At 73.3% G+C, this 20,367-nt stretch carries 19 protein-coding genes; 14 read left to right on the top strand and 5 right to left on the bottom strand.

The window, feature by feature from the left end; all coding sequences use genetic code 11:
• Positions 1 to 3: 3 nt before the first annotated feature.
• Positions 4 to 189, bottom strand: a complete 186-nt coding sequence (locus tag ABZ807_RS22980; RefSeq protein WP_357161475.1) for a hypothetical protein — start codon at positions 187 to 189, stop codon at positions 4 to 6.
• 408 nt (positions 190 to 597) lie between these two features.
• On the opposite strand from ABZ807_RS22980, the gene ABZ807_RS22975 reads away from it, so the two are divergent.
• The 6 genes from ABZ807_RS22975 to ABZ807_RS22950 all read left to right on the top strand — a co-directional run bounded on the left by ABZ807_RS22975 (position 598) and on the right by ABZ807_RS22950 (position 6,206).
• Positions 598 to 1,173: an IS607 family transposase gene (locus ABZ807_RS22975; RefSeq protein WP_357161472.1), complete on the top strand. Its 576-nt coding sequence runs from the start codon at positions 598 to 600 to the stop codon at positions 1,171 to 1,173.
• Entirely contained in the window at positions 1,170 to 2,627 is a 1,458-nt protein-coding gene (gene tnpB / locus ABZ807_RS22970; protein ID WP_357161469.1) for an IS607 family element RNA-guided endonuclease TnpB, read from the top strand. The genes ABZ807_RS22975 and tnpB overlap by 4 nt, the downstream gene beginning before the upstream one ends.
• Before the next feature lie 150 nt (positions 2,628 to 2,777).
• Positions 2,778 to 3,482, top strand: a complete 705-nt coding sequence (locus ABZ807_RS22965) for a beta-ketoacyl-ACP reductase (protein ID WP_357115153.1) — start codon at positions 2,778 to 2,780, stop codon at positions 3,480 to 3,482.
• A gap of 39 nt (positions 3,483 to 3,521) precedes the next feature.
• Entirely contained in the window at positions 3,522 to 4,289 is a 768-nt protein-coding gene (gene fabI, locus ABZ807_RS22960; RefSeq protein WP_357161466.1) for an enoyl-ACP reductase FabI, read from the top strand.
• 70 nt (positions 4,290 to 4,359) lie between these two features.
• Positions 4,360 to 5,391, top strand: coding sequence for a ferrochelatase (locus ABZ807_RS22955; protein ID WP_357161463.1), 1,032 nt, complete (start codon positions 4,360 to 4,362; stop codon positions 5,389 to 5,391).
• Positions 5,340 to 6,206, top strand: a complete 867-nt coding sequence (locus tag ABZ807_RS22950) for an HAD-IIA family hydrolase (RefSeq protein ID WP_357161460.1) — start codon at positions 5,340 to 5,342, stop codon at positions 6,204 to 6,206. The genes ABZ807_RS22955 and ABZ807_RS22950 overlap by 52 nt, the downstream gene beginning before the upstream one ends.
• A gap of 49 nt (positions 6,207 to 6,255) precedes the next feature.
• Here ABZ807_RS22950 and ABZ807_RS22945 read toward each other — a convergent pair whose 3' ends face one another.
• The gene (locus ABZ807_RS22945; RefSeq protein ID WP_357161457.1) at positions 6,256 to 7,050 is read right to left on the bottom strand and encodes a hypothetical protein; all 795 of its coding nucleotides are present in this window, start codon (positions 7,048 to 7,050) and stop codon (positions 6,256 to 6,258) included.
• A 244-nt stretch (positions 7,051 to 7,294) separates the two neighbouring features.
• On the opposite strand from ABZ807_RS22945, the gene ABZ807_RS22940 reads away from it, so the two are divergent.
• Positions 7,295 to 8,107: a DUF3097 domain-containing protein gene (locus ABZ807_RS22940; RefSeq protein WP_357161454.1), complete on the top strand. Its 813-nt coding sequence runs from the start codon at positions 7,295 to 7,297 to the stop codon at positions 8,105 to 8,107.
• A 97-nt stretch (positions 8,108 to 8,204) separates the two neighbouring features.
• Here ABZ807_RS22940 and ABZ807_RS22935 read toward each other — a convergent pair whose 3' ends face one another.
• A complete protein-coding gene (locus ABZ807_RS22935) occupies positions 8,205 to 9,518 on the bottom strand; it encodes a serine hydrolase domain-containing protein (RefSeq protein WP_357161451.1) in 1,314 nt (437 codons plus the stop codon).
• A gap of 92 nt (positions 9,519 to 9,610) precedes the next feature.
• On the opposite strand from ABZ807_RS22935, the gene ABZ807_RS22930 reads away from it, so the two are divergent.
• The 4 genes from ABZ807_RS22930 (at position 9,611) to ABZ807_RS22915 (ending at position 14,555) form a co-directional block, all read left to right on the top strand.
• Positions 9,611 to 10,084 carry an NfeD family protein gene (locus tag ABZ807_RS22930; RefSeq protein WP_357161448.1) on the top strand — a complete coding sequence of 158 codons (474 nt, stop codon included), beginning with the start codon at positions 9,611 to 9,613 and terminating at the stop codon, positions 10,082 to 10,084.
• 5 nt (positions 10,085 to 10,089) lie between these two features.
• Positions 10,090 to 11,196, top strand: coding sequence for an SPFH domain-containing protein (locus ABZ807_RS22925; protein ID WP_357161445.1), 1,107 nt, complete (start codon positions 10,090 to 10,092; stop codon positions 11,194 to 11,196).
• Positions 11,197 to 11,347: 151 nt separating this feature from the next.
• On the top strand, positions 11,348 to 12,139 hold the full coding sequence (locus ABZ807_RS22920) for a hypothetical protein (protein WP_357161442.1): 792 nt from the start codon (positions 11,348 to 11,350) through the stop codon (positions 12,137 to 12,139).
• 241 nt (positions 12,140 to 12,380) lie between these two features.
• Positions 12,381 to 14,555 (top strand): transglycosylase domain-containing protein, encoded by a 2,175-nt coding sequence (locus ABZ807_RS22915; protein ID WP_357161439.1) that lies wholly within the window; start codon positions 12,381 to 12,383, stop codon positions 14,553 to 14,555.
• Between the two features lie 59 nt (positions 14,556 to 14,614).
• Here the strand turns inward: ABZ807_RS22915 and ABZ807_RS22910 are convergent, their stop codons facing one another.
• Complete coding sequence (locus ABZ807_RS22910) at positions 14,615 to 15,226, bottom strand: thymidylate kinase (protein ID WP_357161437.1); 612 nt, start codon at positions 15,224 to 15,226, stop codon at positions 14,615 to 14,617.
• Positions 15,227 to 15,351: 125 nt separating this feature from the next.
• On the opposite strand from ABZ807_RS22910, the gene ABZ807_RS22905 reads away from it, so the two are divergent.
• Genes ABZ807_RS22905 through ABZ807_RS22895 form a run of 3 tightly spaced genes read left to right on the top strand, consistent with a single transcriptional unit; the run spans position 15,352 to position 18,733 of the window.
• Positions 15,352 to 15,921 (top strand): dihydrofolate reductase family protein, encoded by a 570-nt coding sequence (locus tag ABZ807_RS22905; protein WP_357161434.1) that lies wholly within the window; start codon positions 15,352 to 15,354, stop codon positions 15,919 to 15,921.
• On the top strand, positions 15,918 to 16,799 hold the full coding sequence (locus ABZ807_RS22900) for an RNA methyltransferase (protein ID WP_357161431.1): 882 nt from the start codon (positions 15,918 to 15,920) through the stop codon (positions 16,797 to 16,799). Before ABZ807_RS22905 ends, ABZ807_RS22900 begins: the two co-directional genes overlap by 4 nt.
• A gap of 2 nt (positions 16,800 to 16,801) precedes the next feature.
• Positions 16,802 to 18,733: a PucR family transcriptional regulator gene (locus tag ABZ807_RS22895; protein WP_357161428.1), complete on the top strand. Its 1,932-nt coding sequence runs from the start codon at positions 16,802 to 16,804 to the stop codon at positions 18,731 to 18,733.
• A gap of 194 nt (positions 18,734 to 18,927) precedes the next feature.
• On the opposite strand, the gene ABZ807_RS22890 is transcribed toward ABZ807_RS22895, so the two are convergent.
• Positions 18,928 to 20,277, bottom strand: coding sequence for a hypothetical protein (locus ABZ807_RS22890; RefSeq protein ID WP_357161425.1), 1,350 nt, complete (start codon positions 20,275 to 20,277; stop codon positions 18,928 to 18,930).
• Between the last annotated feature and the right edge of the window lie 90 nt (positions 20,278 to 20,367).

The raw sequence follows: 20,367 nt of genomic DNA, 5'->3' as shown, positions 1-20,367 counted from the left end.
TGGTCAGTGACCGCCGCCGGCCAGCACGAAGACGACGGCCACCCAGACGGCGGCGAGGGTGAAGCCCAGCGGGGCGAGGTAACGGCTCATGGACGGCTCCGGGTGGCGGCTGGACGGTCCGCGCGGGCGGGGGCGGACCGCAGGGGTTGAGCGGGACGCGCACACGAAGTCGTGACCGGGCGGCTCCACCGTGGGCCGTCCCGGGCGGGACGGCGCAGGCCGGCCACCCCGGCGGCGGCCGGGGCGGGCGGTGCGGGGAGCGGGAGCTGGGTCAGCTCGACCGACTGAGTCGTGGCTCAGCGGGGCTGACGGAGGGCCCGGCCACGACTGGGAGGATCGCTATTTCGCACAGCGATCACCTCCTGCGGTCGGCGGGGCCCGGAACGCGGGCCGAGTGGCCCGCAAACGCGATCATCGTACACCCGGCGGGCCGCCGGCACGCACTCGGCCGACCGACCCAGGCGTGCCCCGACGGATGACCGGCGCGGCGTACGGGGCCAGCCATGTCGTACCCAGGGGTGACGTGCCCCCCAGGGGCTGGCAACAGCTCCCGTTTCTATGGGTAGCTATCGTCAAATGTAGTCGTATGATGGTCTTGTGAAGCTCTCAGACTGGGCGCGTCAGCAGGGCGTGGCCTATCAGACTGCCTGGCGGTGGGTGAAGGACGGCAAGATGCCCGTCCCTGTCCGTCAGGCTCCGTCTGGTACGTGGATCGTGGAGGAGGCGCCGGCCGTGGCCGGTCGGGTGGTCGCCTACTGCCGTGTTTCCTCCAGCGACCAGAAGAGTGACCTGGACCGCCAGGTCGTGCGGGTCGTGGAGGGGGCGAACGCCCAGGGCTTCGCCGTGGCTGAGGTCGTGACCGAGATTGGCTCCGGCCTGAATGGCAAGCGCCGCAATCTGCACCGGATCCTCGCTGACCCGGCCGTGTCCGTGATCGTGGTCGAGCACAAGGATCGGCTGGCACGGTTCGGTGTGGAGCACCTGCAAGCCGCGCTCGCCGCGACCGGGCGCCGTCTGGTGATCATCGACCCGGAGGAATCCACGGACGACCTGGTGAAGGACATGGCCGACGTACTGACCTCGATGTGCGCCCGGTTGTACGGGCGACGGGCAGCGAAGAGCCGCGCCGCACGTGCTGTGGCCGCCGCGACCGCCGAGGAACCGTCGGCGTGAAGAAGTTCGAGCCGCGCCCCGGTTTCGTGGTCCAGGCGTTCCGTTTCGCGCTGGACCCGAACGCCACGCAGGGGCAGCGGCTACGGTCGCACTGCGGTGCGGCTCGCGCCGCCTACAACTGGGCCGCCTGCTGGGTGATGGCGTCGTGGTGGCAGCGGAAGGCGGAGGAGTCGTACGGCACCCCCGAAGAGGAACTGACGCCGTGGCGGCCGTGGTCGCTGCCGGAGCTGCGGAAGGTGTTCAACGAGGTCAAGAAGACCGATCCGCGTTTCGCCGGCTGGTGGGAGGAAAACTCCAAGGAGGCGTACAGCACGGGCCTGGCGAACGCGGCGGCGGCGTTCGACAACTACGCCAAGTCCAAGCGCGGGCAGCGCAACGGCAAGCGCGTGGGCATGCCCCGGCGGAAGTCCAAGCACAAGGCCCGGCTTGCTTGCCGGTTCACCACCGGCACCATCCGCGTCGAGCCGGACCGCCGCCGCGTGACCCTGCCACGGCTCGGGACCATCCGCACTCACGAGTCCACCCGCAAGCTGCAACGCCGCATCGCGAACAACACCGCCCGCATCCTGTCCGCCACGGTCAGGTTCGAGCGGGGCCGGTGGTTCGCCTCCTTCCAGGTCGAGATCCAGCGCGCCACCGACCGCACTCCGGCGCGCCCGGACGTGGCGGCGGGTGTGGACCTGGGCGTGAAATGCCTCGCGGTGATCGCCGACAGCCAGGGCAAGGTGCGGTTCATCCCGAACCCGGCGCACTACGACAGCGCGCTCAAGCAGCTCAAGCGGCTCTCCCGCCGGGTTTCCCGCCGCCGCGGGCCGGACCGGCGCACCGGGCAGAAGCCGTCCAGGCGGTGGCACGCCGCGAACACCGAGCGCAACCGCACCCATCACCGGGTGGCGAATCTGCGCGCTGATGCCCTACACAAACTCACCACGAACATCACCGCCGAGTATGGCACCGTCGTGGTCGAAGACCTCAACGTGGCCGGTATGCTCCGCAACCGACGCCTGGCCCGCCGTGTCGCCGACGCCGGATTCGGGGAGATCCGCCGCCAGAGCGCCTACAAGACCGACTGGACCGGCGGCACCCACGTGGTCGCCGACCGCTGGTACCCGTCTTCCAAAACCTGTTCGAACTGCCGCGCGGTGAAAGCCAAGCTGCCGCTGCACGTCCGAGTCTTCACCTGCGACACCTGCGACCTGGTCATCGACCGGGACGCCAACGCAGCCCGCAACCTCGCCGCCCTCGCGACGACAGTAACAACGGGTACCGGAGTGGCCGGAGACCCGGGCGTGCAAGCGCCGAACCCGCGTGGAGCCGACCAGAAGACCCGCGCCACCACCCACAGCCGCAAGGCCACGGGTGGGCGGGCAGGTGGCGTAACCCTGCCCCACCAACGGCAGGAGGAAACGCGAGACCGTCATCAGGACACCGAAGCGCAACCCGCGCTCCGGTGACACCGTTACGGACCTTCCAGCCGAAAGGCTGGGATTGCTGATACCCGACTACGGAATCAGCAACGGTGACGTGCCCCGCGTTAGCGCTTACCTGCCGGTAACGCCTAGGCTCCGACGCGTCCGTGCAGACGACTTCCTTGAGGGGGATCCGTGGCCCGCACCGTGCTGGTGACCGGCGGCAACCGGGGGATCGGCCTGGCCATCGCGCAGGCGTTCGCCAAGCAGGGCGACCGGGTGGCGGTGACCCACCGCAGCGGCGACGCCCCGGCCGGGCTCTTCGGCGTGAAATGCGACGTGACCGACGCGGCCTCGGTGGACGCGGCCTTCACCGCCGTCGAGGCCGAGCTGGGCCCGGTCGAGGTGCTGGTCGCCAACGCCGGCATCACCGACGACACGCTGCTGATGCGGATGTCCGAGGAGCAGTTCACCGGCGTACTGGACACCAACCTCACCGGTACCTTCCGCTGCGCCAAGCGGGCCTCGACCAGGATGCTCCGGGCGAAGTGGGGCCGGATGATCTTCATCTCCTCGGTGGTCGGCCTCTACGGCGGCGTCGGCCAGGTGAACTACGCGGCCAGCAAGGCCGGCCTGGTGGGCGTGGCCCGCTCGATCACCCGCGAGCTGGGCAGCCGCAACATCACCGCCAACGTGGTGGCGCCCGGCTTCATCGACACCGACATGACCGCCAAGCTGCCCGAGGAGCGCCGCACCGAGTACCGCAAGGCCATCCCGGCCGGCCGGTTCGCCGAGCCGGACGAGGTCGCGGGCGTGGTCACCTGGCTGGCCTCGGACGCGGCCGGCTACATCTCCGGCGCCGTCATCCCGGTCGACGGCGGCCTGGGCATGGGTCACTGACGACCGCCTCACCAGAGAAACATACGGAGGAACCCCCGAATGTCCGGACTGCTCGCCGGTAAGCGGCTGCTGGTCACCGGTGTCATCACCGACGCCTCGATCGCCTTCTCGGTGGCGAAGCTCGCCCAGGAGAACGGCGCGCAGGTCGTGCTCACCGGCTACGGCCGGCTCTCCCTGGTCGAGCGGATCGCCAGGCGGCTGCCCGAGCCGGCCCCGGTGATCGAGCTGGACGTGACCAACGCCGAGCACCTGGCCGGCCTGGCCGACCGGGTACGCGAGCACGTCGACGGCCTGGACGGGGTGGTGCACTCGATCGGGTTCGCACCGCAGAGCTGCCTCGGCGGCGGCTTCCTCGACGCCCCCTGGGAGGACGTGGCCACCGCGTTGCAGGTCTCCACGTACTCGTACAAGTCCCTCGCCATGGCGGCGCTGCCGCTGATGTCGGCCGGCGGCGCCGTGGTCGGCCTCACCTTCGACGCCACCAAGGCCTGGCCGGTCTACGACTGGATGGGCGTGGCCAAGGCCGGGCTGGAGTCCGCCTCCCGGTACCTCGCCCTGCACCTGGGCAAGCAGGGCATCCGCAGCAACCTGGTCGCCGCCGGTCCGCTGCGCACCATCGCCGCCAAGTCGATCCCCGGCTTCGAGCAGTTCGAGGAGGCCTGGACCGAGCGTGCCCCGCTCGGCTGGAGCCTCACCGACCAGGAGCCGGCCGCCCGGGCCTGCCTGGCGCTGCTGTCCGACTGGTTCCCGGCCACCACCGGCGAGATCGTCCACGTCGACGGCGGCTACCACGCGATCGGGGCCTGAGACCCCGGCGAAACCCGGTGGTCCCGGGGTGGTCGCCGGGCCGGCACGGCCGTCGGGGGAGAATGGGACCATGGCGTACGACGCATTGGTGCTGGTCTCCTTCGGTGGCCCGGAGCGCCCGGAGGACGTGCTGCCGTTCCTGCAGAACGTCACCCGGGGGCGCGGCGTGCCGCCCGAGCGGCTGGCCGAGGTGGCCGAGCACTACCTGCACTTCGGCGGGGTCTCCCCGATCAACCAGCAGTGCCGGGAGCTGCTCGCCGCGATCCGCGAGGACTTCGCGGCGCATGGCGTCGACCTGCCGGTCTACTGGGGCAACCGCAACTGGGACCCGATGCTCGCCGACACCGTGGCCCAGATGCGCGACGACGGCGTCAAGCGGGCGTTGGCGTTCGTCACCAGCGCGTACGGCGGCTACTCCTCCTGCCGGCAGTACCAGGAGGACATCGCCGCGGCCCGGGCCGCCGTCGGCGCGGACGCCCCGGTGATCGAGAAGCTGCGCCAGTTCTGGGACCACCCCGGTTTCGTCGAGCCGCACGTCGACGCGGTGCGGGCCGCCCTGGCGCAGCTCGACCCGGCCAGGCGGGACACCAGCCGGGTGGTCTTCACCGCCCACTCCATCCCCACCTCGGCGGCGGCCACCGCCGGACCGCACGGCGGGCGCTACACCGCGCAGCTGGCCGAGGTCACCCGGCTGGTGCACGCCGCCGCCGCGCCCGACCTGCCGTACGACCTGGTCTGGCAGAGCCGGTCCGGCCCGCCGCAGGTGCCGTGGCTGGAGCCGGACATCAACGACCACCTGACCGCGCTCGCCGCCTCCGGCGTCACCAGCGTGGTGGTCTGCCCGATCGGCTTCGTCTCCGACCACCTGGAGGTGGTCTGGGACCTCGACACCGAGGCGTTGGAGACGGCCAAGCAGCTCGGCCTGGACTTCGTCCGGGCGGCCACCCCGGGCACCGACCCGCGTTTCGTGGCGATGGTCCGCGAGCTGGTGGCCGAGCGCACCACGCCCGACGGGGAGCGGCTGCGCCGCCGCCTCGGCGAGCTGCCGATGTGGGACACCTGTCCCACGCCGTGCTGCGTGCCGGCCGCCCGCCGTCCCTGAGACCCACCGACCCCGACACCCCCTGGGACGAGACGATGCAGGACCGTAAGCCGGTGCAGAGCTGGCTCACCGACATGGACGGCGTGCTGGTGCACGAGGGCCAGCCCGTACCCGGAGCGCCGGAGTTCGTCAAGCGCCTGCGTGCCTCCGGCAAGCCGTTCCTGGTGCTCACCAACAACTCGATCTACACCCCGCGGGACCTTCAGGCCCGGCTCGTCCGGATGGGGCTGGACGTGCCGGAGGAGGCGATCTGGTCGTCGGCGCTGGCCACCGGGCAGTTCCTCACCGACCAGCGGCCGGGCGGCACCGCGTACGTGATCGGCGAGGCCGGGCTGACCACCGCGCTGCACGCGGTCGGCTACGTGCTGACCGACTTCGCGCCGGACTACGTGGTGCTGGGGGAGACCCGCACCTACAGCTTCGAGGCGATCACCAAGGCGGTCCGGCTGATCAACGACGGGGCCCGGTTCATCTGCACCAACCCGGACGTGACCGGCCCGTCGGTGGAGGGCGCCCTGCCGGCCGCCGGCTCGGTCGCCGCGATGATCTCCAAGGCGACCGGGGTCGAGCCGTACTTCGTCGGCAAGCCGAACCCGATGATGATGCGCTCGGCGCTCAACACCATCAACGCGCACTCGGAGACCACCGCGATGATCGGCGACCGGATGGACACCGACATCCTCTGCGGCCTGGAGGCCGGGCTGGAGACCATCCTGGTGCTCACCGGGATCAGCACCCGGGTCGAGGCCGAGCGCTACCCGTACCGGCCGTCGCGGATCGTCAACTCGGTGGCCGACCTCGTCGACGAGGTCTGACCCGCCGGCGGGCGCCCGCCGTCCGCGCCGCCCCTTCCCGGGTACGCCCTCAGGGGCGCAGCGGGGCGTTGCAGGCGGCGACCAGCGCCTGCCGGCAGGCGGTGGTGAGCGGGCGCAGCGCGGCGTCGCGCTGCTGGGCCTCGTAGTTGTTGATCGCCCCGCCCGGCGCGCTGTGTCCGGCCAGGGCGAGTACCCGGTCCAGCACGGCCGCCCGGGCGAAGAGCCGCCGGGCGCGCGGGTCGAAGCCGGGCGGCAGGTCGGTGGCGCCGTCGGGGCGGCGCAGCGCCGCCAGGGCCCCGGCCAGCTCGGGCCGCCACTGGGCCACGTCGAGCCGGGTCAGCGCGGCGGTCGTCTCGGCCAGCGCCGCGGCCAGTTCGGCCTCGGCCTCCGCCGCGCCGGGTGCCGCGAGCGACGCCTTCGGCGCGTCGGCGGGCAGCGGGTAGACCCGCCAGAGCACGGTCTCCCAGGTCATCCCCGAACCGGACGTGTGGGTGCGCACCTCGGGGATCAGCCCCAGCGGGCCGGCGACCACCGCCTCGCCGGCGAGCAGCGCCGCGCCGGCGAAGTCGCCGGGGCCGGGCAGGCCGCGCGGGTCGCCGGGCGCGGGCAGCACCAACCGGATCTCGTCGGGCGAGAGCTTCGCCAGGCTGGGCAGCGCGTCCCGCAGCGGGACGTCGGTCCAGGTGCCGGGAGCGTCCGCGACCAGGTGCTCCTCGTCGCCGGCCACGGATTCGGCGACCTCGTCGTACGGCACCAGCCCGGCGCGCCAGGCGCGTACCCAGGCCACGAACCGGCTCGACCGGCGCGGGGCAAGGGTGGCCGCGCCCGTTGCGGGGGAGGACATGCCGAAAGGGTACGTGGTCCCCGCCTGCCCTGTCTCGACTGCCGCTCCGGCCGTGTCACCTGCCCCGAACTGCCCGCTTCGCCCCTGCCCGCCCGGCTCCGCGCCGTCGTGCCCGGCTCCGCGCCGTCGTGCCCGGCTCCGCGCCGTCGTGCCCGGCTCCGCGCCGTCGTGCCCGGCTCCGCGCCGTCGTGCCCGGCGGCGCGTCGGCGGGCGGGGCGGCGGACCGGCGGTTAGCGTGATCGACATGGCGCGGCGATACGGCGAGGACGTGCTGGCGGGGGACTGGCGTCGGCGGAAGGTGACCCCGGAGGTCGACGCCGAGCCGGACCTGGTGGTCGAGGACGCCGACTCCGGCTTCTGCGGCGCGGTGGTCGGTTTCGAGTCCGGCGCGGTGGTGCTGGAGGACCGGCACGGCCGGCGGCGCAACTTCCCGCTGCTGCCCGCAGCGTTCCTGCTCGACGGCCGACCGGTGACGCTGCGCCGCCCGACCCGCGCCCCGGTGCCGGCGGCCCGCCGGCGGACCGCCTCCGGTTCGGTCGCGGTCGACAACGTCCGTGCGCAGGTGGCCAAGGCCAGCCGGATCTGGGTGGAGGGCGTGCACGACGCCGCCCTGGTGGAGCGGATCTGGGGTGATGACCTGCGGATCGAGGGTGTGGTGGTCGAGCCCCTGGACGGCATCGACGCGCTGGACGCCGAGGTGCGTGCCTTCGCCCCGGGACCGACCCGGCGGCTCGGGGTGCTGGTCGACCACCTGGTTCCCGCCTCCAAGGAGAGCCGGATCGTGGCGACGGTGACCTCGCCGCACGTGCTGGTCACCGGCCACCCGTATGTCGACGTCTGGCAGGCGGTGAAGCCGTCGGCGCTGGGCATCGCGGCGTGGCCGGTGGTGCCGCCGGGCCGGCCGTGGAAGGAGGGCGTCTGCGCGGCGCTCGGGGTGGCCGAGCCGGCGGACATGTGGCGGCACATCCTGTCCCGCGTCGACAGCTTCGCCGACGTGGAAACGCCGCTGATCAACGCGATGGAACGCCTGATCGACTTCGTCACCGAGCCCAACTGAGTCCGTCGTCCCGGCCGCTTCACCCGGACGGTCGCGGTCGGGCTCCTCAGCTCCAAAGGACGTCAGACGTGTGCGCCCCAGTCCAGCGGCGGGTGGGTCAGGGCTCCTGGTCGGGGGTGCGGGTGAAGACGAACGTGGCGAGGTCGAGGGCGACCGCCCGGCCGGCCTCGTCGCGGACGACGGTGAGGATCTCGCCGTCCTGGGCGCCGCTGCGGCCCCGCCAGCGGTCCCGGCCCTCGGGGGTGAACCGGAGCACCGGCTCGCCGACCCGGCCGGCCCACAGGTCGCCCGCCTCGTCGGCGCGGAACTCGAATTCGGTGCCCATCCACCACCAGCGGCCGGTCAGCTCGGCCAGTTCCTCGGCGGGCGGCGTGGCGGCCGGCCGCCACGGCGTCACCGGCTCCGGCTCGGTGTCGAGCACGAGGGTGAGCAACTGCCGGGCGAGCCCGCCGAGGTGACCGGAACGCAGGCCGTACGAGTTGGCGTAGCCGACCACCGCGGTACGGCTCGGCCGGTGCACGGCCAGCGCGGCGACGTACCCGGGCATCGAGCCGCCGTGACCCACGTAGACCCGGTCGCCGACCCGGTCGAGCTCGACCCCGAGGCCGTGCCCGCCGGTCCATGAGTCAAGGTCGCTGATCACCACGGGCGCGCACATCTCGGTCAGCGTCTCCGGTGCGAGCACGGCCGGCGCGGGGTCGGCGAGGAACGCCGCCCAGCGGCCCAGGTCCGTCACGGTGGACCAGAGCTGCCCGGCCGGTGCCATCGCCCCGGTGTCGGTACGCGGCTCCTCCCGCAGCGTGTCGTGCCAGGGGTGCACCACGTAGCCCCGGGCGTACGGCTCGGTGGCGTGATAGGTGGTGCGGTCCATGCCGAGCGGCGTCAGGATCCGCTTCCGCATCAGCTCCGCCCAGGGGGTGCCGGTGACCCGTTCCAGCACCCCGCCGAGCAGTCCGTAGGCGAGGTTGGAGTAGTGGTACGCCCGGTGCGGCGGGTACGCGATCTTGTCGGGGGTCAGCCCGGCGACCAGCGCGGCCAGGTCGGCGCCCTCGGTCCGCTCCCACCACTGCCCGTCCGGTTCCCGTTGCAGCCCGCCGGCGTGCCCGAGCAGTTGGCGCAGGGTGAGCGCGCCGACCGGCGTGCCGGGCAGATGCCGCTCCAGCGGGTCGTCCAGGGCGAGCCGGCCGGCGTCGCGCTCCTGCATGACCAGCGTCGCCGTCATGGTCTTGCTGATCGAGCCGAGCCGGTACTGCAGGTCGGCGTCGGGGCGTGGGTGGTCGCCGGCGGCGGCGAGGTGGGCGAGCGTCCCGTCGCGGACCACGCCCAGCGTCAGCGACGGCGCGTGGCCGGTCGACTGTGCCTGCGCGACCAGCGCGTCGACCTGGCGGACGGTCTCGGGCAGCAGGGTCACGGGGTCCTCCTCGGTGGGTCGCGGTGGGTCGCCGCCGAGCTTACTGATCATGGGGTTCGTCGGGGGGTGCGTACGCGTGTCACCATCGGGTGGTGGACGCCGTGGTGTGGATCGTGTTGGGTGTGCTGTTGGGCGTCGCCGAGATCTTCACGACGACCCTTTTCCTGATCATGTTCGCGGCCGGCGCGTTCGCCGCCGCCGGGGCTGCCGCGTTGGGCGCCCCGGTCGCGGTGCAGGCGCTGGTGTTCGCCGTGGTGTCGGTGCTCTCGGTTGCGGTCGTCCGGCCGGTCATCAGGCAGCACGGACGCAGCGCGCTGGAGACCGGCGACCAGGCGTTCGGGGTGGAGGCGCTGGAGGGCGCCACCGCGCTGGTGCTGGAGCGGGTCGACGACGGACGCGGCCTGGTCAAGATCGACGGTGAGTTGTGGAGCGCGCGGGCGTACGACGCGACGCAGTCGTTCGAACCCGGTGAGCGGGTGCAGGTGATCAAGGTCCGGGGCGCCACCGCCCTGGTGTGGCAGGACGACATTTCCTCCCCCGGCGAGTTGCCGGAAGCGAAAAGGTGAGCGGTATGGAGTTTGCAGCGGTCCTGTTGGTGGCCGTGGCGCTGATCGTCGTGGTGACGCTGGCCAAGGCGGTACGCATCGTGCCGCAGCAGCGTCAGGACGTGGTGGAGCGGCTCGGAAAGTACAAGCGCACCTTGAATCCGGGCCTGAACCTGCTGGTCCCGTTCGTCGACGCGGTGCGCACCAAGGTCGACATGCGTGAGCAGGTGGTCAGCTTCCCGCCGCAGCCGGTGATCACCTCGGACAACCTGGTCGTGTCGATCGACACGGTCCTCTACTTCAAGGTCGTCGACTCGGTCCGGGCCACCTACGAGATCTCGAACTTCCTCCAGGCCATCGAGCAGCTCACCGTCACCACGCTGCGTAACGTGATCGGTTCGCTCGACCTGGAGCGGGCGCTGACCAGCCGCGAGGAGATCAACCGGCACCTGTCGGGGGTGCTGGACGAGACCACCGGCCGGTGGGGCATCAAGGTGACCCGGGTCGAGATCAAGGCGATCGAGCCGCCGCCGAGCATCCGTGACTCGATGGAGAAGCAGATGCGCGCCGAGCGGGACCGCCGGGCGGCGATCCTCAACGCGGAGGGGCACAAGCAGTCGCAGATCCTCACCGCCGAGGGTGAGAAGCAGGCCGCGGTGCTGCGTGCCGACGGTGACCGGCAGGCCCGGATCCTCCAGGCCGAGGGTCAGGCCAAGGCGATCCGGACCGTCTTCGACGCGATCCACCAGGCCAACCCGAGCCAGAAGGTGCTCGCCTACCAATACCTCCAGGCGCTGCCGCAGATCGCCAACGGCAGCGCGAACAAGGTCTGGATCGTCCCGGCCGAGCTGACCAAGGCGCTGGAGGGGATGGGCGGCGCCCTCGGCGGGCTGAGCCGGATGGTCGGCGACGAGCCGGCGCCGGAGGCGGCCGACCACGCCAGCGAGGTGGAGCGCGAGGCCGCGGAGGCGGCACAGGCCGCGGCCGCGGCGGCCCAGCAGATCCACGACGAGGTACGCGTCGCCGAGGCGCAGGTTACCGGCGGCCAGGGCCCGCAGGGGCTGCCCGCCCCGGAGCCGGTCTCCCCGGAGAGTCTGGTCAACGACCCGTCGGACCAGCGCGCACGCGGCTGATCCGGCGGCCGTCGGGAGCCGGACGGCAAATGCGAGAAACACTCATGCGGCGTCCCGGCGCCTGCCACGATCGGTCTGACGGACGGGTGGTGGCCAGGAGCCGGGGCGCCGGATGCGTCCCGCGCCGCCCGTCAGAGCGAGCGAGGTGACCATGGACCCGGCGAAGCGGCTCTTCTCCAGCACCCCTGTCCCGGGCGCGCACGACCCCCCCGGTCCGCTGGGCACCCGACGTAGCGGCGGGGGGTTCGGCGTCCTGCCCTTCGTCGGCGACCCGGGGCCCGCGGCGCCGGCGACCAACGCGAGCTGGGCCTGGTCGCTGCGGCGCTTCGCCCGCGCGTCGGTCTGGTTGTTCCCCGTGTACGCGGTCCTCTACGGCGTGGTGGCGATGGCCAGCGACGGCGGGGTGGGCAACGACCCCTACCCGGCCGACGGCCGGCCGCTCTACCTGGTGGGCTGGGTGGCCGCGGTCTGGCTGGGCCTGCTCGCCCTGCTGGCGTTGACCGGGCTGCTCGCCGCCACCCGTAGCCGCCGGGTGGCCGTCGCCGGGCTGCTGATCAGCATCGCCGGCACCGTGCTGATGCTGCCCTTCGCCGGGCTGGCCGAACAGACCGCGGTCTTCGGCACCACCGCCCGGATGCTGGTCCTGGTCGGCGCGACCTTCTACAGCCTCGGCTGGCTGTTCACCGGGTGGTCGGTGGCCCGCTCCGGGTTGTTCGCCATGGGCGACGGGGTGATGCTCATGATCGCCGCGCCGCTGCTCGGCCTCGGTGGTGCCCTGGTCGGCTCGCTGCAGACCTTCGGCGCCATCTTCGTACTGATCTCGGGGATCGGCATCGGCTACCGGTCCGGCCGGCTGGTCCCCGCGGCGATCGCCCGCGATGCCGCCACCGCCAGCGTCGCCACCCCGACCGGCGGCCCCCAGGGCCCCCTCTCCGCCGCCTGACGGCCCCGCACCCAGCCGCTGATCAGAAGTTCGCGTCGGGGCGCGGCCCCGAATGACGCAAACCTCTTGATCAAGCCCGGGGGGTGGTGCGGGGGCGGAAAAGGCGAGGAGGGGGACGAGGGGGAGGGGAGGGGACGGGAGGGGTGTGGGACGGAGAGATGACTGGCAGGTCACCGTGAGTTAGCTGACAATCGCGTGCCGGGGTGGGCCGCCGCCCGGATCCGTGGCAATCCTGGACAGCATGCCCCGACCCCGGTCGCCGCTGTCGCGGCTCTTCACCGTGCTGCTCGCCGGCCTGTTGGCCGGTCTTGTCCTCGCGGTTGCCGCGCTGCCGGGCAACCTGCTCGCCGGGGTCGCCACCAAGGCTGCCCTCGGGGCGTACGACGAGCTGCCGGCGGCGCTGCGCACGCCGGTCACCCCGCAGCGTTCCTACCTCTACGCCAACGACGGCAATACGCTGCTCACCACGTTCTACGACGTCAACCGCACCGACGTGCCGCTGGCCGAGATCGCCCCGGTGATGCGGCAGGCGATCGTCGCGGCGGAGGACCGGCGCTTCTACTCGCACGGCGGCGCCGACCTGCGGGGCCTGGCCCGCGCCCTGGTCGCCAACGTGACCGGCGGTTCGGCGCAGGGCGGCTCGACGCTGACCATGCAGTACGTCCGCAACGTACTCAAGACCGACCCCAGCCGCACCGCCGCCGAGCGGCAGGCGGCCACCGAGCAGACCGTCGGGCGCAAGATCCAGGAGATCCGGTACGCCACCGCGCTGGAGGACTCCCTCAGCAAGGACGAGATCCTCAACCGCTACCTGAACATCGCGTACTTCGGCTCCGGGGCGTACGGCATCGCGGCGGCCAGCCAGCGCTACTTCGGCAAGGCGCCGGCCGACCTGACCCTCGGCGAGGCCGCCCTGCTCGCCGGCCTGGTCCAGTCCCCGGACGCGTACAGCCCGATCGACGGTGACAGGAACGCGGCGCTGGACCGGCGTGGGTACGTGCTCGACGCGATGGTCGCCACCGGCGCGATCACCGAGACCGAGGCCGCGCGGGCGCGGGCCGAGAAGGTGACGCTGCACCCCACCGCCCAGCCCAACGGTTGCGTGGCCACCCAGACCGACGACGCCGGTTTCTTCTGCGACTACCTCCGCCGCTGGTGGCTGGAGCAGCCCGCCTTCGGCGCCACCGCGGAGGAGCGGGAGCAGGCGCTGCGCCGGGGCGGCTACCGGGTGGTCACCTCGCTCGACCCCGACGTGCAGGCCACCGCCGTCAGCCAGGCCCGCAAGGTCTACGCCGACGACAACAAGCGCGCGCTGCCGATCGCGGCGATCGAGCCGGGCACCGGCCGGGTGCTGGCGATGGCGGTCAACCGCCAGTACGGCGTGGCGGACAAGCAGACCGTCAACCCGCTGATCTCCGGCGGCGGCAGCGTCGAGGGCTACCAGGCCGGCTCGACGTTCAAGCTGTTCACCATGCTCGCCGCGCTGGAGGCCGGCAAGCCCCTCTCCACCGGCTTCGACGCCCCCAGCCGCCTGCCCACCCGGTACGCCGCGGATGGCGAGGGCAGCTGTGACGGCAGGTGGTGCCCGGTCAACGCCAACCCCGAGCGGATGGACGGCTACCGGATGATGTGGGACGGCTTCGGCCGCTCGGTCAACACCTACTTCGTCTGGCTGGCCGAGCAGGTCGGCGAGGACAAGGTGGTGGAGATGGCGCAGCGCCTGGGCATCACCTTCCGCGCCGAGGCAGACGCCGCCTTCGCCGCGAACGACGCCGCCAACTGGGGCGCGTTCACCCTCGGCGTGGCCGCCACCACCCCGCTGGACCTGGCCAACGCGTACGCCACCGTGGCCGCCGAGGGGATGTACTGCACCCCGACGCCGGTGCAGTCGGTGACCGCGCCGGACGGCACGACGGTGCCGGTCGGCCAGCCGTCCTGCAAGCAGGTGCTGGAGCCCGACGTGGCCCGGGCCGCCACCGACGCGGCGCGCTGCCCGGTCGGCCAGCAGTCCGCGTACGGCCAGTGCAACGGCGGTACGGCCAGCGGGGTGGACCGGATCGTGGGCCGCCCGGTCGCCGGCAAGACCGGCAGCTCGGAGAAGAACGCCACCGAGACCTTCGTCGGGTTCACCCCGCAGGTGGCGGCCGCCGGGATCGCCGCCAACCCGGACGACCCGAGCGACCTGGTCGGTGCCCCCGTGCAGTCGCAGGTGATCGCGGCGGTCGCCCGGACCATCCGCACCGCGGTCGACGGCGAGCCGGTACGCGACTTCGCCGCGCCGAGCCGCGAACTGGCCGGCAACCCGCAGCGCCCCGAGCCGCCCCGGCCCTCCCCGCGGCCGACCGGGCCCTCGCAGCAGCAGGACCAGGGCCTCCCGCCCGACGTCCTCCGCTGGCTCCAGAACCGCCGCGGCTGACCCGTCGACCTGAGATCTTGGACAGTTACCGTTCCCTCGGGACGGTAACTGTCCAAGATTCACGGAGTCGGGATGCGGGCCGCCGCGGAACATGCCCGGTCAAGGTCCGCCGCGACCGATTTCCGGTCGGCCTCGCCGTCGAGCACCACGAATCCGGCGAACTCGGGCAGCGCCCGGTAGGCGGCGTCCAGCGCGGTCAGGTGGCCCAATTCCTCGGTGTCGATACCCCGCTCGCGCACCCGCCGCTGCGCCAGCGCCGGCGGCACCGCCAGGAAGCAGACCAGGTCGGGCCGGGGGAACAGCGCGTACGCCGTCCGGACCAGACGCACACCCCGGTCGCCGCGGGCCCGCATGATCACGTACTGGCACCAGGTCCAGCGGTCCATCACCCCGACCCGCCCGGACAGCCGGGCGCCGACCACCGCCCGGGCGAGGGCCAGCCAGCGCACCGTGGCCTCCAGCGCCGGGTAGAGGCGCCGGCCGAACAGGTGCACGCCGTCGCGTCGGCCCAGCCGGTGCGCGAGCGCGTTCCACAGCGGGCGGCCGCCGGCGTTCTCGAAGTATGTGGCCGGGACGCCGCGTTCGGACAGCCGCCGGGCCAGCGCCCGGGCCTGCGTCGACTTGCCGGAGCCGTCGACCCCCACCAGCGCGATGATCACGGAACGGCCCATACCCCGGCACGCTAACCGGCGCGGGCAAGAAAAGTCTCGGGCGAGGTTGTCGGGAACCGTCGTTCCGCTCCGACCCACCGGTGAGAGCGCCCACCGGAGGCGCCACACCGTGCGGAGAGGTCACCATGCGCAAGATCGTCTACTGGGTCCACCAGTCCGTCGACGGCTTCATCGAGGGCCCGAACGGGGAGTTCGACTGGCCGTCGATGGGGCCGGAACTGTCCGCGTACTCCCTGGAGCTGACCGACCGGGCCGGCGCCTTCGCCTACGGACGCAAGGTCTGGGAGATGATGTCCTCGTACTGGCCGCGCGCCGAGTCGATGTCGACCGACCCGCACGACCTGGCCTTCGCGCCGATCTGGCGGCGGACCCCGAAGGTGGTCGTCTCCCGGACGCTGACCGAGGCCGAGTGGGACGCCCGGGTGGTCGGCGGCGGGGACCTCGCCAAGGAGGTCACCGCGCTCAAGGAGCAGCCCGGCGGGGATCTGCTGCTCACCGGCGGCGCCGGCGCCGCCGCGGCGCTGACCGCGCTCGGCCTGATCGACGAGTACCAGGTGTTCGTGCACCCGGTCGTGCTCGGCGGCGGCCGGCCGGTCTTCCCCGGCGGCGCGGAGCGCCTGGACCTGCGGCTGGCCGGGACGCGCGTCTTCGACGGCCGAACCGTGCTGCTGCGCTACACCCGCCAGGCGGGGTGAGCGTGGCCCGGGTCGCCCCGCCGACCCGCCCCGGCCGCCACGCCACGGGCACCCGGCAGAATCGTCGGGTGCCCGTCCACCAGATCACCGACCCTGACGACGACCGGATCGCCGACTACCGTGCGCTGACCGACGTCGAGCTGCGTACCCGCTGGGAGCCCCCGCACGGGCTCTTCATCGCCGAGGGGGAGCTGGTGCTGCGGCGGGCGCTGCGCGCCGGCTACCCCGCCCGGTCGTACCTGATCGACGCCAAGCGGGTCGACCAGCTCGCCGACCTCGACACCGGCGGCGCGCCGGTCTACGCGGCCACCCCGGACGTGCTCCAGCGGGCCACCGGCTTCCACGTGCACCGGGGCGTGCTCGCCTCGTTCCGTCGCAAGCCGCTGCCGGCCGCCGCCGAGGTGCTGGCCGCCGCCCGCCGGGTGGTGATCCTGGAGGACGTCAACAACCACACCAACCTCGGCGCGATCTTCCGGGCCGTGGCCGGGCTCGGGGTGGACGCGGTGCTGCTCTCCCCGACCTGTGCCGACCCGCTCTACCGGCGCAGCGTACGGGTCAGCATGGGCGAGGTCTTCGCCGTTCCGTACGCGAAACTGGAGCCCTGGCCGGACGCGCTCGCCGAGGTGCGGGCGGCCGGTTTCACCGTGCTGGCGATGACCCCGGCCCCGGACGCGGTGCCGATCCAGCGCCTCGACGCCGCCCCGCGCGCCCGCGCGGCGCTGCTGCTGGGCGCGGAGGGCGCCGGGCTGACCCGGGCCGCGATGGACGCCAGCGACGCCCGGGTGGTCATCCCGATGCGCCGCGGCGTCGATTCGCTCAACGTGGCCGCGGCCACGGCGGTGGCCTGCTGGGAGCTGGGCCGCGACGACCCGCTCTGACGATGGGCGGGTGGTCGTCGTACGGGGTGACGGACGGTAGCGTGTCGCCCGTGTTCCCTACCGTGCGTGAGGTGCTGGCGCTGGACCCCGTCCGCCACGGCGCGCCGCGCCTGGTCGCCGGGGACGCCGGCCTGGACCGGCCGGTCCGCTGGGTGCACGTCGCCGAGGTGCCCGACATCGCCACCCTGCTCGGCGGCGGCGAGCTGGTGCTCACCACCGGCATCGGGCTGCCCACCGACGACGCCGGCCTGCGCGCCTTCATCGGCGATCTGGCCGACGTCGGTGTCTCCGGGCTGGTGGTCGAGCTGGGCCGCCGGTACCTCAACGGGGTGCCCCGGGTGATGGCGGCCGCCGCCGAGCGACGCGGCCTGCCCCTGGTCGAGCTGCGCAGGACCACCCCGTTCGTCCGGATCACCGAGGCGGTGCACGCGCTGATCGTCGACGCCCGGCTCACCGAGCTGCGCGCCACCGAGGAGATCCACCAGCGCTTCACCGAGCTGTCGGTCGAGGGCGCCGGGCCGGACGAGGTGGTGCGGCAGGCCGCCGAGCTGGCCGGCTGCCCGGTGGTGCTGGAGAACATGTCCCGGCAGGTCCTCGCGTACGACCCGGCGGGGGAGAGCGCCGAGCTGCTGCTGGACGGCTGGGAGCAGCACTCCCGGCGGATCCGCCCGGCCGGGCGGACCGCGTACGACGCGGACCGTGGCTGGCTGGTGACCACTGTCGGCGCCCGGGGGCAGGACTGGGGACGGCTGCTGCTGCGCTGGCCCGGCGGGGGCGACCTGACCGCCGGCGGCACGCTCGGTGGCCGTCCGGCGGGCACCCCGCCCACCCGGCTGACGATCCTGGTGGAGCGGGCCGCCTCCACCCTGGCGCTGGGCCGGCTGATTCGGCGCGACGCCGAGGGCCTGGAACGGCAGATCCACCGCACCCTGCTCACCGCCCTGCTCGACCACTCCCGCCCGGTCGACGAGGTCGCGCTGCGTGCGCGGGCGCTCGGCGTCCCACTCGAACGCCGCCACCTGGTCGGGGTGATGGTCCGGCACCGCCTCGACGACCCCGCCGCCGAGGCGGGCGGGCCGGGGGAGAGCGGCCGGTCGGCCGAGGCCGCCCCGGAAGCCGGCCCGGCGCGCCTGCGGGAGCTCGCCGAGGCGGTGGGGCAGGCGCTGCGGGAGGCGAAGCTGACCGCGCTGACCAGCGCCGTCGACGACCACGCGGTGGGCGCGCTGCTCGCCCTGCCGGACGCGACCGCGGAGGAACGCGCGCTGACCGCGTTTGCCACCGCCCTGCGCCGGATCCGGCTCGACATCGCCCCGGCCCGCCCGGTTCCGGGTCGCGCGGAGGCGGGCCCGGGTCGGTTGGTCCCAGGTCAGGTGGAGGCGGGCTCGGGTCGGTTGGTTCCGGGCCGCGTGGAGACCGGACCCGCCGGGGTGGCCCCGGGCCGGGCGGAGGTCGGCTTCCGGCCGGTGGTCGCGGGCATTCTGCCGGACGCGGTGATCGTCGCCGCCGGATCCGGGGTGGGCAGCCTGCGGGAGGCGCGGCGTTCGCTGATCGAGGCCCGGCAGATCGCCGACGCCGCCCGGCGGGATCGCCGTGACCTGCCCATCTTCCGGCTGCCGCACGTCGGGCTCGCCGGGCTGCTGCACCTGCTGCGGGACGAGCCCCGGGTGCAGACCTTCGTCGAGCGGGAACTCGGCGCGTTGCTCGCCCACGACGCCCAGCACCCCCGGGAACAACTGCTCGGCACGCTCCGGGCGTACCTCGAACAGGGCCGCAACAAGTCGGCGGCGGCCGGCGTCGCGCACCTGTCCCGGCCGGCGTTCTACGAGCGGCTGGCCCGCATCGCCCGCATCCTCGACGTCGACCTGGACTCGGTCGAGGCCTGCCTCTCCCTCCACGTGGCCCTGCTCGCCCTCGACGCCATCCGCACCCACTAACCCACCCCACCAGCCAGTCCCGGCCCACCCCACCAGCCAGTCCCGGCCCAGCCCGTCCCGTCCCAGCCCGTCCCAGCCCAGCCCCGGGCCGTCGATCATGAAGTTAGCGGGGACGAACCGGTCGAATCGCACCGCTAACCTCATGATCAACGGGCGCTGGGGTTCGGGTGCTGGGGTTCGGGGCGGCGGGGTGGTCAGGTGAGGGCGGTGAGGGCCTTGGCGTAGGGGGCCGGGATGAAGTTCGGGCCGCCGGGGGTGAAGACGTCCGAGGTCGCCGCCGCCGACCAGGCGGTCTCCGGGACCGCGTCGACCAGGGCGCGGACCACCGGGGCGTCGCGCCACTGCTCCTGCTCGGCGAGCAGGCTCAGCGCCACCACCGACTCCTCCACCTCACCGACGCACTCGAACGGCTTGTGCCCGTCGACGCCGAGGAGTTCCCGGTAGCCGGGGATCTGCGCCGGGTCGGCCAGCAGGTCGCCGCCGAAGATCCGCACGACCCGCTCGCGCGGCATGAACGGCGCCAGGGCCAGGAAGACGAACCGGCACTTCGGGCAGTTCCGGCACCAGCGCTCGCTGGCGTCGCGCAGCTTGAACGCGGCGTTGCAGCTGGTCACGACCGCGTCGTACCGGTCGATCCCGGCGAAGAGCCGGGCGATGTGCAGCTCCGACAGCGAGCGCAGCAGCGAGAAGTACGGCTCGGTGAGGCCGGCGTGCTCGCTCAGCGCCGCCCGCAGCAGCCCCTCCGCCTCGACGCCCTTGGACCACTGGTGGTTGATCTCGTGACCGTTCCAGACCAGGTTCGGGTCGGACGCGGAGCGCTCGTTGGACATCACCACCGGCCCGAGCCCGTGCAGCACGGCGGTGGCGACCGCGATCAGCGAGTTGATCGCGGTGACCGGGATGTGGCCGTTGAGCGCGCCGGCCGCGTTGAGGTCGAACAGCACCGGGTCGATCCGCCGGCGGGCCGCCAGCGGGGTGAGCCCGGACGCCTCGTTCACCGAGACGATCACGTGGTTGGGGTTGACCGAGAACGGCACGGGATCGAAGCCGGCCCGGCGCAGCGCCTCCAGGCTGACGATGGAGTCCTTGCCTCCGCCGACGGCGGACAGCGGCCGGCGGTCCGAGTCGTCGTACACCCGGGGCGGGGCGACCTCGCCGGCCGGCAACTCCGGGCGCAGCTCCAGCACGTGCGGGAGCTGGTTGCGGTACGCGTACTCGGCCAGGCCCTTGGTGTAGACGGCGGTGACCAGCTCGGCGGCGGCCGGGCCCAGCGGCGCCGGCAACACCAGCCGGCGCGGCGCGGCGGCCTTGTAGTAGCTGACCCCGGCGATCACGTGCAGCAGCTCCAGGACCCGGGTGAGGGAGGCCGCGGTCTCGTCGGAGGCCGGCTCGGCCGGCAGGGGCAGGGTGATCGCCTCGGTGAACCGCTGCTCGCCGTCCGGGCCGGTCAGGGCGTAGTCGAACAACACCTCGCCGGTGGCGAAGTCGATCGAGTAGGACGGGAAGGTGAAGGCGTCCATCCGCCGGAGCTGCTCGTTGGGCACACGCCATACTAGGCCCTGGTTCGTCCGGCCGTGTCCGGCTGCGCCGGACCGTGCCCCGTGCAACGCCGTCGAGACCCCCGAGGAGAGAGC

Origin of the sequence: Micromonospora sp. NPDC047548 (assembly GCF_040642975.1) — a bacterium.
Lineage (GTDB): Bacteria > Actinomycetota > Actinomycetes > Mycobacteriales > Micromonosporaceae > Micromonospora.
This window is presented reverse-complemented; position numbering and strand designations above follow the sequence as displayed.

Bases quoted from the DNA above. Each gene is read 5' to 3' on its own strand.
- fabI (WP_357161466.1), top strand. From the start codon at position 3,522: ATGTCCGGACTGCTCGCCGGTAAGCGGCTGCTGGTCACCGGTGTCATC.
- ABZ807_RS22955 (WP_357161463.1), top strand. From the start codon at position 4,360: ATGGCGTACGACGCATTGGTGCTGGTCTCCTTCGGTGGCCCGGAGCGC.
- ABZ807_RS22945 (WP_357161457.1), bottom strand. From the start codon at position 7,050: ATGTCCTCCCCCGCAACGGGCGCGGCCACCCTTGCCCCGCGCCGGTCG.
- ABZ807_RS22940 (WP_357161454.1), top strand. From the start codon at position 7,295: ATGGCGCGGCGATACGGCGAGGACGTGCTGGCGGGGGACTGGCGTCGG.
- ABZ807_RS22925 (WP_357161445.1), top strand. From the start codon at position 10,090: ATGGAGTTTGCAGCGGTCCTGTTGGTGGCCGTGGCGCTGATCGTCGTG.
- ABZ807_RS22920 (WP_357161442.1), top strand. From the start codon at position 11,348: ATGGACCCGGCGAAGCGGCTCTTCTCCAGCACCCCTGTCCCGGGCGCG.
- ABZ807_RS22915 (WP_357161439.1), top strand. From the start codon at position 12,381: ATGCCCCGACCCCGGTCGCCGCTGTCGCGGCTCTTCACCGTGCTGCTC.
- ABZ807_RS22910 (WP_357161437.1), bottom strand. From the start codon at position 15,226: ATGGGCCGTTCCGTGATCATCGCGCTGGTGGGGGTCGACGGCTCCGGC.
- ABZ807_RS22905 (WP_357161434.1), top strand. From the start codon at position 15,352: ATGCGCAAGATCGTCTACTGGGTCCACCAGTCCGTCGACGGCTTCATC.
- ABZ807_RS22895 (WP_357161428.1), top strand. From the start codon at position 16,802: ATGGGCGGGTGGTCGTCGTACGGGGTGACGGACGGTAGCGTGTCGCCC.